Below are 12,443 nucleotides of genomic sequence, written 5' to 3' on the forward strand. Positions count from 1 at the left end.
GTCTCTTGGTGGCACTAGTTATCATATCGGTTTTTTTTACGTATGAAAAGATAAATGTTTATGATTCTATATAAAAAGAAACGACTATTATGTCGTTTCTTTTAAAAGGATGATGGTTAAAGGTTATTAGTCAATAGCAGAGTGGACAGGAAGAGAAACGATAAAGGTTGTACCTTCCCCGGGTTTGCTATCCACACGAATGCTGCCATTGTGACTTTCTATAATTTTATATGACATCATCAAACCCAAACCATTCCCGTTATCTTTGGTAGTATAGAAAGGTTCCCCAAGTTGTTTAATTTGTTCTTCTGGAATACCCTCTCCTGTATCTTGGACAAATACATTTACATATTCACCTGAGATTTCTAAGAAGAGCTTTACCTCTCCCCCTACGTGGTTCGCTTCAATCCCGTTCTTAATTAAATTGAGGAAAACTTGCTTTAACCGGTCTTCATCACAATAGATTGCAGTTGACTCAGGGGGATCTTTAAAGATTAAAGAAACTTTGCTTTTCCTTGCTTGATAATCGAGCAAGGATAAGACATTTTGAAGTATAGGCGTAATCCTCTTTTCTTCTAAATGAACCGCTTTTGGTTTAGATAAAACCATGAACTCTTCAACTATAACATTCACACGTTCAATCTCATCAACAATGATATCAAGCAGATCCCGTCTTGTGAGATCTTCTTCGTCTAACTGGAGGTATTCTGCATATCCTCTCATTGAAGTAAGTGGATTACGTATTTCGTGTGCTACCCCTGCAGCCAATTGACCTACAGCTGCTAATTTATCTTGACGATGAAGGACTTCTTCGGTTTTCTTTCGTTCTGTGATATCGTTTCTTATCGCCAAATATTGATAAGGCTTTCCATTTTCGTTCATAAAGGGAATGATCGTCGTATCTACCCAGTAAAACGTACCATTTTTCGCTTTGTTTCGGATTTCGCCACGCCAAATGTGCCCTGTTCCAATTGTTTTCCATAGCTGTTTAAAAAATTGAGGGGGGTGATAGCCAGAGTTCAAAATGCGATGATCTTCCCCTAATAGCTCCTCACGAGAATACCCAGAGATTTCGCAGAATTTATCGTTCAAGTTATGGATAATCCCCTTCTCATCTGTAATGGCTACAATAGTTGATTGATTAAGAGCAAATTCAATATCCTGTACTTCTTTAAGGGCATTTTGTAATCGCTGTTCTGCTTCCTTTCTTGTTGTGATATCAGATCGAATGGCAATATATTGATAGGGCTTTCCTTTCTTATTAAGGAACGGCACGATCGTTGTATCTACCCAATAAAAAGAATCGTCTTTTGCTTGATTTTGGATTTCACCTTTCCAAACTTGACCAGTGCCTATTGTCTTCCACATTTCTTTAAAGAAATCTTTTGAATGATAGCCAGAACTTATAATTCTATGATCCTGACCAATAAGTTCATCTTCTCTGTATCCAGATATCTCACAAAACTTCTGATTTACATACGTAATAAATCCCTTTGAATCTGTGATGGCAACAATAGAAGACTCATCAAGAGCGAATGTAATATCTTTCAAATATGTATCTCTTGAAGCTAATCTTGTGTTTAGAAGCGTGCTCGAAACAAGAACACCTGCAATAATTAGTACAGACACAAAGAGTAAAAAATAGATGGAAAAAGAATACTCGCCTGTTACGGGTAATCCTGACGTATCTATAGTCTCTTCAAAAGATACAGACTTTGTTAACAAAAAGTACCCTTCAACTATTGCTCCTGTGATGATCAAGGCACTTATAGGCTTCAACCATGGGTTTTTAGAGTAAATGATATTTTTGTAATAAAACAAAATCCATAATGCCAATAAGAATGATCCATACAGAAGTAACAAAGACCATACAAGGATAAATGGTTCGTAATACACCGAAGACTTCAAGGTATACATCCCTGTAACGTGAGTTGCAAATACACCCATAGTTAAAAAGAAGCTACCCATTATAAGGTTCATTGTTTTTATGGATTTATTGGTTACAAAGTAAAAGGAGATGCCAGCAAAGGATATACCTAATCCCACTGACAAGATCGTAAGGGGAACTTGATTGTTTATGACATTATAAGAGTCGGAAGATAACATCGTGAGAAAGTTCATCACCCAGATTCCAATTCCCATAGAAATCATACCGCCTATAAACAGAAATTTGCCGTTACGTTCAGATGTTTTATACAATGTGAATAAATCTAATGCTGTATAAGAGGTCATCATTGTTAGTAGAATTGCGATTAAAAATAAAATTGGACTATAGGAAGCTAACATCGATTCCATTATAGGCCCCCTTTCTTTGAGGTTTCTCCTACTATTGTACTGGAAACCCCACCCTTATAAAAGCGTATTTGTTTGACTATATGAAAGAATTACAAAAAAATCCTCCTCTATTATCAGAGGAGGATTTTACATATCTACTAATTCATTATGAGATTTTTAAGTGACGGTTTTTACCTTTGAGAATCTGGAAAATGCCAAATAGTGCAAGGCCTATAGAAACGATACCTAGTAACCACTTGCCATATGGTTGAGAAGCTAGCTCAGATAACGCAGCGTCAAGTCCTGTTGCTTGCTGAGAACTTGAAGTCATTGCCATTTGAATAAAGAAGTAACCGATAATTAACATGACGACACCTCTAGCTAGTAGACCAAATTTCCCTGAGCGTCGAACAAGTTTCTTCTCACTCTGATTCATCTCACCAAATTTAAATTCTTTCTTGAATTTTTCAGTGAAACCTTTGTACATTTCATATAACCCATATCCAATAATGACAACACCAACTGCTCCAATGATCCATTGACCTGCTGGTTGGGATAATACTTTAGCGATTAGGGATTGCTTAGAGTTACCTGATGAACCTCCTGAAGATCCCAATGAGCTAGAAGCAAGTGAAATAGCTTTATAAGCTAATGCACCATAAATGATTCCGCTAATTAAGTAAGCTATGCGCATTCCGATACCTGAACCATCTTTTCCTTTGTGTTCAGGGTCTTTAACAACTTGAATAATTCTCCACATAACATATCCTATTAATCCAACTGCAGTAATCCATAAAATAATGTTTCCATAAGGTTTACTTGCGATAGTAGCTAACGCACCTTTAGTTCCTGTAGTTTTTCCTCCACTAACTCCTAATGCAGCCATTAATGATAATATTCCAAGTAATACGTATACAGCACCTTTAGCAGTATAACCGAAGCGGGCAAACCCTCGTAACCAAGGCTTAACATCTTGACTAGCTTCATCAGCTTTCTGCTCAGTGCGTTTAGCAGCGCGTTTGGCGTCGTTCATTGCACCTGCCATTTTAATCACTCCTCTTATTTGGTTGATACTCTACTTTCCCCGCTCAAAGAAAATAAGAAACCTCTCTCCTCTTAAAATAGGTACAAGGTGCCACTAATTCTTTGTCGTGCTAAAGCAAAAAGTGAGTAATAATAAAAAAGCTTGGAAAGTTAACTTTCCAAGCTTTTCTTGACACCTTATGAGGTTTGCATTAATTCTTTACGCTGTTGGTCGACCTTTTCATCGTTAATATATTCATCATATGACATCTCTTTATCAATTAAGCCATTTGGTGTGATCTCAATAATACGGTTTGCAATTGTATCGATAAATTGGTGGTCATGTGATGCGAATAACATTGAGCCTTTGAAGTTTGTAAGCCCTTCGTTAAGAGCAGTAATGGCTTCTAAGTCCAAGTGGTTAGTAGGTTCGTCCAATAGAAGAACGTTTGAACCGCTCAGCATCATCTTAGAAAGCATACAACGAACTTTCTCTCCACCTGATAAAACACTTGGCTTTTTCTTCACTTCTTCACCAGAGAACAACATACGCCCTAAGAAGCTACGTAGGAATGTTTCCGTTTGATCATCAGGTGAATACTGGCGTAACCAATCTACCAACGTTTGATCATCATTTTGGAAGAATGCTGAGTTATCTTTAGGGAAGTAACTTTGAGAAGTTGTGACGCCCCACTTGTAAGTTCCTTCGTCCGCTTCCATTTCACCCATGATAATCTTGAATAGAGTTGTTTTCGCGATTTCATTATCGCCTACAAGCGCAATTTTATCATCTTTATTCATTGTGAATGATACGTTATCTAATACTTTTACGCCATCGATTGTCTTGGTAAGTCCGTCTACTTTTAGAAGATCATTCCCGATTTCGCGATCCGGCTTGAACGCTACATATGGGTAACGGCGGCTTGATGGTTGAATGTCATCAAGTGAGATCTTATCAAGTAGTTTCTTACGAGAAGTGGCCTGTTTAGATTTTGATTTATTCGCACTGAAACGCTGAATAAATTCTTTTAGTTCTTTAGCTTTTTGTTCGTTTTTCTTGTTCTCTTCTTTTGCTAATTTTTGAGCTAGTTGACTGGATTCATACCAGAAATCGTAGTTTCCGACATAAATTTTTATCTTACCAAAGTCAAGGTCAGCAATGTGTGTACAAACACTATTTAAGAAGTGACGGTCGTGGGAGACAACAATAACTGTACCTTCAAAGTTAATTAAAAATTCTTCTAGCCATTGAATAGCACGAATGTCCAGGTGGTTAGTAGGCTCATCAAGAAGAAGAACATCTGGGTTACCGAATAGAGCTTGTGCTAGTAATACTTTTACTTTCTCTGAACCTGTAAGGTCAGACATCTTCTTGTCGTGAAGATCTTCTGAAACACCAAGGCCCGTCAATAAACGTGCAGCGTCAGATTCAGCTTCCCAACCGTTCATCTCTGCAAACTCACCTTCAAGTTCTGCAGCACGCATACCGTCTTCTTCAGAGAAATCTGCTTTCATATAGATTTCATTCTTTTCTTGCATGACTTCATACAGGCGTTTATATCCCATCATAACAACTTGCATAACTTCGTATTCTTCATATTCAAAGTGGTTCTGCTTAAGCACAGCCATACGATAATTTGATGCTAATGATACATCTCCGGACTGGGATTCAATTTCTCCGGAAAGAATCTTTAAAAATGTTGATTTACCAGCACCGTTAGCGCCAATTAGACCATAACAGTTCCCGGCAGTGAATTTTATATTGACGTCTTCAAATAATTTCTGATCGCCAAATCGTAAACTAACGTTATTAACATTAAGCATATGGGTTGTATTCCTCCAATATTTAAATGGTACCAACGTGATTATATCACTGTGAGCTCAATATAGATAGTGGTTCAACAAGAAAAAGGAGACGAACACTTTTCTAAAGTCGTCTCCTCCATTATTTACACTCCAAAAAATTCTAACCAAATTTTTATTGCACTTCCTAAAATTAAGAGAGCAAGTATTGTTTGTAGAATCTTGGTGTTTATTTTCTTAGCTGCATTTGCACCTAGTGGTGAAGCCAGAAGACTAGCTACGATCATAATTGCAGCTGGTCCATATTCTACTTGCCCCGTTGTAATCTTACCAATGGTAGCTCCAATCGATGAAATAAATGTGATCGCAAGAGAACTTGCAATCGTCATGCGAGTAGGAATCTTTAAGACTACTAGCATGATAGGCACTAATATGAATGCACCCGCAGCACCTACAATTCCAGCTCCAATACCAGTAACAAATGCTAGCACAGATGCTAATGCTTTTGGAAACGTTACTTCACTCATGTTCTCATCGTCAATACCTTTTTTAGGGATGAACATCATGATAGCTGCTATAGTGGCTAGTAAGCCATATACCAGGTTCACTCCAGTATCAGACATCAACCTAGAACCGTAACCTCCTATGAAGCTACCGAGTAGAATACTTACACCCATATAAGCAATAAGCGATTTATTTAAATAGCCGCCTTTTCGATAAGCCCAAACGCCTCCAATTGTAGCAAAGAATACTTGCACAGCACTGATCCCTGATACTTCATGGGCTGTAAAGGCTGTGAACCCTAGTAATGGAGGTATATATAATAACATTGGATATTTAATGATAGAGCCACCAATTCCAACCATACCGGAAACGAATGATCCTATAAATCCAATGAGGAAGATTGTAATAATAAATGAAAATTCCATGTCGTGTCAGCCTCCCCTATTCCTCTATAACGCTGAACAATACCGATCCAATAAAAAGATCAGTTCCCTATCTTAATTTATGCTTTTACTTTCTCAAAAGATTGGGAGCTGATCTTTGAATCGGACGGACTTAATTAAGAATCATTAAATAAATAAGTTCACATTTCCTTCTTCTGCATCTGCAAGATAAGCGGCTACACCAGCATAGGTAATGTCATCTAATAACTCTGCTTTTTGGAATCCAAGCAAATCCATAGTCATTTGACAAGCTACTAGATTAATCTCTTGCATTTGAGCCATCTCAATAAGAGCTGGTAATGATGTAGTATTGTGTTTTTTCATGACTTTTTTAATCATTTTAGGACCCATACCAGCCATATTCATATTGGATAGTCCCATTTTGTCTGCACCACGTGGCATCATTTTTCCAAACATTTTCTCTAGAAAACCTTTTTGTACATCCACCTGTTCATCTTTACGAAGTGCATTCAATCCCCAAAATGTATGGAAAATCGTAACTTCGTGATCATAAGCCGCTGCTCCATTTGCAATAATATAGGCAGCCATCGCTTTATCGTAGTCACCGCTAAATAGGATGATATTTGTCTTTTTTGTAGTAGACATTTATAGGTTCCTCCTTTTATACTAATACAAGTAGGGGTATAGGAGAGGGTGTGATTTCCTCTCCTACCTTCACCTTTTATTATCCTTTACGGATCCAGAACGTAATAACTCCATCTTCTTCTTTATGATCCATTACTTCGTGTCCGCCAGATTTAGCCCATGCGGACAAGTCTGCAACCGCACCTTGGTCTGTTGTGTGCACTTCTAATACATCTCCAGTATTTAGATCCTGCATCGATTTTTTTGTTTTAATAATTGGCATTGGGCAAGCCATTCCTTTAACGTCTAATACAGTTGTATTCATTTTCATACCTCCAAGTTGTTTTTTTCTTTAAATACCTATATGGGTATCTTAATACGGATTTACACAAACGTCAACCCCTAGGGGTATATTTGTATAAGAAAAGCTAGTGTTGGTTTAGGAGATCTATATCTGATATAGTTTGAGGCAGATGAGAACGAGGAGTGAAAACAACACATGAACAGGTTAGTATTAATTGGTGCAGGCCATGCACATTTACATATTATTGATCAACTACGTAATGAACAACTTCCAGAAACGGAAGTTATTCTGATTTCTCCGTCTCCTTATCAATATTATTCAGGGATGTTTTCTGGATACGCTGAGGGGTTATATAACGAGGAAGAAATCAGAGTGTCCCTTCCACAGTTATGCGAGAAAGCTTCCGTTGAATTTAAAGAGGAGTTCATTGTCTCAATTGATGCAGAGCAGAAAATTTTACTCACCGATCAGGGGAACGTTCTCTCCTATGATGTGGTGTCATTTGATATCGGATCACTCACAGCACATACGGAAATAAAAGGTGTTAAAGAACATGCGAGACGGATCAAACCAAATTATCATTTTCCCGCGATGGTTGATGAAGTTCGACAGACGGATCATTTATCAATAGTCGGCGGGGGAATTGCAGGGGTTGAACTGGCTTTATCTCTGCAGTCCTATAGAACACACCATAACGAGGGTAAAGATGTCACCATTATAAGTGGTGCTGATCGATTACTTCCTGGAGAAACGATAGACATTTCGAAAAAAATCGAACGAATTGTAAAAGATAAAGGTATAAAACTCCAAAAAGGAAGTCACGTCACTGAGATGACAAATGATAAAATTTATACGGATCAAAGTACTGAGATTAAGTATACAGATGCCCTATGGTTAGCAGGTCCAAAAGCTCCTAGTGTATTTAAACAATCGAAGCTTCCCATCGATGATGAGGGTTACCTTCAAGTAGAATCAACATTACAAGTGAAAGAACATCCTTCAATATTTGGAGCAGGAGATTGCATTAGCCTTTCTGAAAAACCTGACCTACCAAAGAATGGGGTGTTCGCAATACGTCAAGCCCCTATACTTTGGGAGAATATCAAAGGGTTTCTTTCAACAGGGGATGGTAGCCATTATATCCCCCAGAGTAAATGGCTTGCCATTATGTCCATTGGCCAAAAAGAGGGTTTTCTTCTCTATGGAAAATGGTCATATAAAGGGAAGATTGCTTGGAATTTAAAGAATCGTATTGATCGTAAATTTATGAAACAATATCAAACATAAAGAAGCGAGCCTATTGGTAGGCTCGCTTCTTTTTATATTGGCTCTGTTGAAGTTTAATGTTGTTATTCTTTATAACAAGCTTGTTCAAAAATGAGGCAGGATTGTTGAATACTCAAGAAGCTCAGACACTTGGTCAGGATGGGTCCGTCGCCAAAAGAGTGGTTGGACAGGCTTGGGGACCACTCGCTTTCCTGCGGGGAGCTGGGAAGTCTCCTCAGCCGGCAAGCCGTCTTGCGGGGTCTCCCCTAGGCTCCTCACCCCGCGGGAGTCTCGCAGTCCCCAAGCCTGCCTTGACGTTAATAAGGTGAACAGACCCGCTTATTATAGTTGCTCTTAAGCCCCAAACCTCCCATATGAGGCTAGTTTCCAGGCCCTCCTTAGGCTCCATTAAAGCAGACGGAAACCTCCTTCCGACTACCGAATACATCTCATCACAACTTGATTTCTTCCATATAAGGGGCTTATGGAACAAATCAACACTAAACAGTAACAAAGTAGCCTTTATTTTAATGGTACGCATGTAGGATAGAGTTTTTATTCGTAAAGGTCAGTTCGGCGATCTTGAAAAATAGGGATTTGTTTTCGAATGCCTTCGACTATACTCATATCAAGTTCTCCGGTAAGGATCATTTCGGTATCATCTGCCTCTGAGATAATATCTCCCCAAGGACTGATGATAATGGAATGGCCACCAAATGAGTTCTTAGGATCACTCCCGATTCGGTTGCATGCTACAATGAAGGACTGGTTCTCTATCGCCCGACTAATGAGCAAGCTTTTCCAATGATCTATGCGAGGGGTTGGCCATTGAGCTACGACAAACAAAACTTCACTTCCACTGGTGGTATGGGTTCTCATCCATTCAGGAAAACGTATGTCATAACATATAAACGCAGCACTCGGGTATCCATTTAATTCAAAGTGGCTTTTATTCTCTCCAGCATGTAAATATAAATGTTCATCCATTAACTTAAATAGATGAACCTTGCTGTATTCTTTCTTGAGATGCCCTTCTTTATCAAATACATACAACGTGTTTGTGTTCTTTCCGTTCTCCTTCTTCGCTACTGATCCTCCTACGATATTTACACCGTATTGACGAGCTAGACGAGATAAGAAGCTTTGACTCGCTTCTCCTGAAGGATCAGCAATTTCATCCAATCTAGTAAGGTCATATCCAGTGTTCCAAAGTTCAGGCATTACCACTACATCTACCTGTTCAAGTGACTCGAGCTGCTTCATTTGTCTTTCAATGTGCTTTTGGTTTTCTACAGGATTTCCATATGTAATATCTATTTGAAGTATGGCAACATGTAAACTCACAAAAATCCTCCCCATCTAGTTTGTTTACACGATAGCGCACATCCCTCTCTTTTTGCAAGAAAATTCTTTCAATACGACATAAAAAAAGACCTCACTATTAGTGAGGTCTTTTTTATTCATCAATTCCATTTAGCGCTGTTATTTTCTACAACTTGTAGCTCTTTGACAGATGTCACCATTTTGCTTTTGCAAATTGGGCATGTAGGGGTTTCTTCTGATTTAAAATTATCCCGCATCCATGCATTGCAATCTTCAGAGGAGCATTCCCAAATTTTAAGGTCTTGTTTCTTAATCTCTTCTTGTTTCTTCTTACCAAATGCCATCTACTGAACGCCTCCTTGGAAAAGACTTATATTAGAAAAACAAACGATTTTTCGTTTGCTCCTCTCATACCTTCATCTTTTAGAGAACTGAAACTTAGAGAAAGTATATATAAAAAGCTACCTTAGGAGGTAGCTTTTTAACTCTTATAATTTAGTTACGTTAGCCGCTTGTGGTCCACGGTTACCTTCTGTTACTTCAAATTCAACGCTTTGGCCTTCTTCAAGAGACTTGAAGCCTTCTTCGTTGATCGCACTGAAGTGTACGAATACATCGTCTTCACCTTGTACTTCGATGAAGCCAAAACCTTTTTCTGCGTTAAACCATTTTACTGTACCTGTTTTCATTAGAGAAAACCTCCATTACTAATTTCTAATATGTTACTTTTATTGAAGTAATAAAAAATCACATATTAGAAAAAGTACTAATGTGAATTAATACTCTTTCTGATATGTGAATCGGAGTATCTTTCAAATCGTAACTCATTACTTATCTTATGTTTCTAATGGTGTTTTATTCGTTCGAGTTCATATTCTGTTGTTTTCTTTATTAATTCTATAATACTCCCTTCTTACACATAAGTCAAGTGAATAAGTGAAACGATTTCATTTTGTATTAATATGAGAGTGGGATCAACTCTTTCTATAAGAGCCAATCCCACCTCCCTTTTATTGGCTTAGGTGAAGGAATTCTTCAACATCTTTCACACATAATTTTATAGCATCTTCCCAGAATTCTGGTTTTTCAATATCAACGTTTAGATGTTTCATGGCTAGGTCTTCAACTCTCATACTACCTGTATCTTTCAATAACGCGATATACTTCTCTTCGAAGTCGCTTCCCTCTTCTAATGCTTTCGCATAAATCCCTAGGCTAAATAAATAACCAAATGTGTACGGGAAGTTATAGAATGGAACACCTGTGATATGGAAATGAAGTTTAGATGCCCACATATGTGGATCATATTCTCCTAGCGCATCACAGTACGCTTCTTTTTGCGCTTCTTCCATTAGCTCATTAAGGCGTTCGACTGAAACTTGACCTTGTTTACGCTCTTCATAAAACCTCGTTTCAAATAAGAAGCGAGCATGGATGTTCATGAAAAAGGCCACACTTCGATTCACCTTGTCCTCTAAAAGGGATAATCGCTCTTGTTCCGTCTCCGCTTTCTTAACAGCAGCATCTGCTACAATCATCTCAGCAAACGTCGATGCCGTTTCAGCCACGTTCATGGCATAGCGTTGATTTAAAGGGTGAACATCATCCATTACATGTTGATGGAAAGCGTGACCTAGTTCGTGAGCGAGTGTAGCAACATTTGAGGCGGTTCCAGAATAAGTCATAAAAATGCGCGTTTGTTTGCTGTCAGGAAAGCTTGTGCAAAAACCACCTGGTCGTTTGCCGCTTCGATCTTCAGCTTCAATCCACCTTTTTTCAAAGGCCATTTCTGCAAATGAAGCCATTTTAGGACCGAATTGATTAAACTGATCCACAATAAACTTTGCCCCTTCATCATAAGAAACTGTTTGTTCCTCATTTGTAATCGGTGCACCGACATCATACCAATTCAGTTTTTCAAGACCAAGTAAATGTGCTTTTCGTTCAAGATATTTTACGAAAGTACCCTTATACTTTGTAATCGAAGACCACATCGTATCAAGTGTTTTCTCACTCATTCGATTAATTTCAAGCGGCTCCTTAAGCACATTATCCCAATTTCTATGCTTATACGTTTGTAGTCGAAATCCTGACAAGTGATTAATCGTTTCGCCAAATAAGTCTTGTTGTTCTGTCCAAGCATTTTGTAACTTGTGAAAAACGGCTTGCCTTACATCTCGATCAGCAGAGCTCAATTTGTTCGAAGCTTGTCCGACAGATAAATGATGAGATTCTCCATCTTCTTCTACTTCTACACTCATCTTGCCAACGATCGTATTATACATTTGACCCCACGCGTGATATCCATCAATGCTTAAGTCATTAATAATTGCCTCTTGCTCAAGGGGTAAGTTTTCATTTGCTCTTCTTCTTTTTTCATTTAATACAAATTGTAAATTGGATAACTCGGGAGAATCGAGTAGGTCATTCCACACGCTTTCTTCAACTTGAACCAATTTTTGATCAAGCTGTGTCATTGTTGTGGAAAACAAAGCTCCCATCTGACTGACTTGCGCTCTTAATAAACTAGCTTTTTTGTCGTCAACATTTTGAGCAGACAAACAACTAATAAATGCACCGCTTTCTCGTATTTGCGTCGTAACGGTTTCTAAGTGTTGAATAATCGTCGCAAGTGCCTCCACTTCATTTACACTTTCAGGGGTAGTAAATTGATTTACCTTTTCACTCAAGCCTTGCAGATTATCATTTAAGGTATGTAAATATTGCTTAAAAGCCTCTGATTCACTGCCTCCCTCAAAGATTACATCTAAATCCCACGTTAAATCATAAGACGTTTTCGTCATTGAATATCCTCCTTCATTATTTCGTAACTCTAAGTATATTAAATTTTCATAATATTTTCTACACTTAAGCACTTTTATTTACAAAAACAAACAACACCCCTTCCACAGGGAAGG

The 12,443-nt window shown here is 38.2% G+C and carries 11 protein-coding genes; 1 reads left to right on the forward strand and 10 read right to left on the reverse strand.

All coding sequences use genetic code 11. The annotated features are described in order from the left end of the window. Positions 1 to 126: 126 nt before the first annotated feature. From IEW76_RS01140 to IEW76_RS01165, 6 genes are all read right to left on the reverse strand, one after another. Positions 127 to 2,295 (reverse strand): PAS domain S-box protein, encoded by a 2,169-nt coding sequence (locus IEW76_RS01140; RefSeq protein WP_188650117.1) that lies wholly within the window; start codon positions 2,293 to 2,295, stop codon positions 127 to 129. Between the two features lie 145 nt (positions 2,296 to 2,440). Beyond that, positions 2,441 to 3,319: a DUF1206 domain-containing protein gene (locus IEW76_RS01145; RefSeq protein ID WP_229721080.1), complete on the reverse strand. Its 879-nt coding sequence runs from the start codon at positions 3,317 to 3,319 to the stop codon at positions 2,441 to 2,443. Positions 3,320 to 3,495: 176 nt separating this feature from the next. Next, positions 3,496 to 5,121: an ABC-F family ATP-binding cassette domain-containing protein gene (locus IEW76_RS01150; protein ID WP_188650119.1), complete on the reverse strand. Its 1,626-nt coding sequence runs from the start codon at positions 5,119 to 5,121 to the stop codon at positions 3,496 to 3,498. Positions 5,122 to 5,246: 125 nt separating this feature from the next. Next, positions 5,247 to 6,029 carry a sulfite exporter TauE/SafE family protein gene (locus tag IEW76_RS01155; RefSeq protein ID WP_188650121.1) on the reverse strand — a complete coding sequence of 261 codons (783 nt, stop codon included), beginning with the start codon at positions 6,027 to 6,029 and terminating at the stop codon, positions 5,247 to 5,249. Between the two features lie 144 nt (positions 6,030 to 6,173). Then, positions 6,174 to 6,653 carry a DsrE/DsrF/DrsH-like family protein gene (locus IEW76_RS01160; protein ID WP_188650123.1) on the reverse strand — a complete coding sequence of 160 codons (480 nt, stop codon included), beginning with the start codon at positions 6,651 to 6,653 and terminating at the stop codon, positions 6,174 to 6,176. A 79-nt stretch (positions 6,654 to 6,732) separates the two neighbouring features. Continuing rightward, positions 6,733 to 6,957, reverse strand: coding sequence for a sulfurtransferase TusA family protein (locus tag IEW76_RS01165; RefSeq protein ID WP_373285915.1), 225 nt, complete (start codon positions 6,955 to 6,957; stop codon positions 6,733 to 6,735). Between the two features lie 174 nt (positions 6,958 to 7,131). On the opposite strand from IEW76_RS01165, the gene IEW76_RS01170 reads away from it, so the two are divergent. After that, a complete protein-coding gene (locus tag IEW76_RS01170; RefSeq protein ID WP_188650128.1) occupies positions 7,132 to 8,223 on the forward strand; it encodes an NAD(P)/FAD-dependent oxidoreductase in 1,092 nt (363 codons plus the stop codon). Between the two features lie 534 nt (positions 8,224 to 8,757). Here IEW76_RS01170 and IEW76_RS01175 read toward each other — a convergent pair. From IEW76_RS01175 to IEW76_RS01190, 4 genes are all read right to left on the reverse strand, one after another. Beyond that, positions 8,758 to 9,546 carry a carbon-nitrogen family hydrolase gene (locus tag IEW76_RS01175; protein WP_188650130.1) on the reverse strand — a complete coding sequence of 263 codons (789 nt, stop codon included), beginning with the start codon at positions 9,544 to 9,546 and terminating at the stop codon, positions 8,758 to 8,760. Between the two features lie 119 nt (positions 9,547 to 9,665). After that, a complete protein-coding gene (locus IEW76_RS01180; RefSeq protein WP_036779151.1) occupies positions 9,666 to 9,869 on the reverse strand; it encodes a cold-inducible protein YdjO-related protein in 204 nt (67 codons plus the stop codon). A gap of 144 nt (positions 9,870 to 10,013) precedes the next feature. Next, entirely contained in the window at positions 10,014 to 10,214 is a 201-nt protein-coding gene (locus IEW76_RS01185) for a cold-shock protein (RefSeq protein WP_036779154.1), read from the reverse strand. A 321-nt stretch (positions 10,215 to 10,535) separates the two neighbouring features. Then, positions 10,536 to 12,329: a M3 family oligoendopeptidase gene (locus IEW76_RS01190; protein WP_188650132.1), complete on the reverse strand. Its 1,794-nt coding sequence runs from the start codon at positions 12,327 to 12,329 to the stop codon at positions 10,536 to 10,538. Between the last annotated feature and the right edge of the window lie 114 nt (positions 12,330 to 12,443).

Source organism: Pontibacillus salipaludis (assembly GCF_014642405.1).
In the GTDB taxonomy this organism is placed as follows: domain Bacteria; phylum Bacillota; class Bacilli; order Bacillales; family BH030062; genus Pontibacillus; species Pontibacillus salipaludis.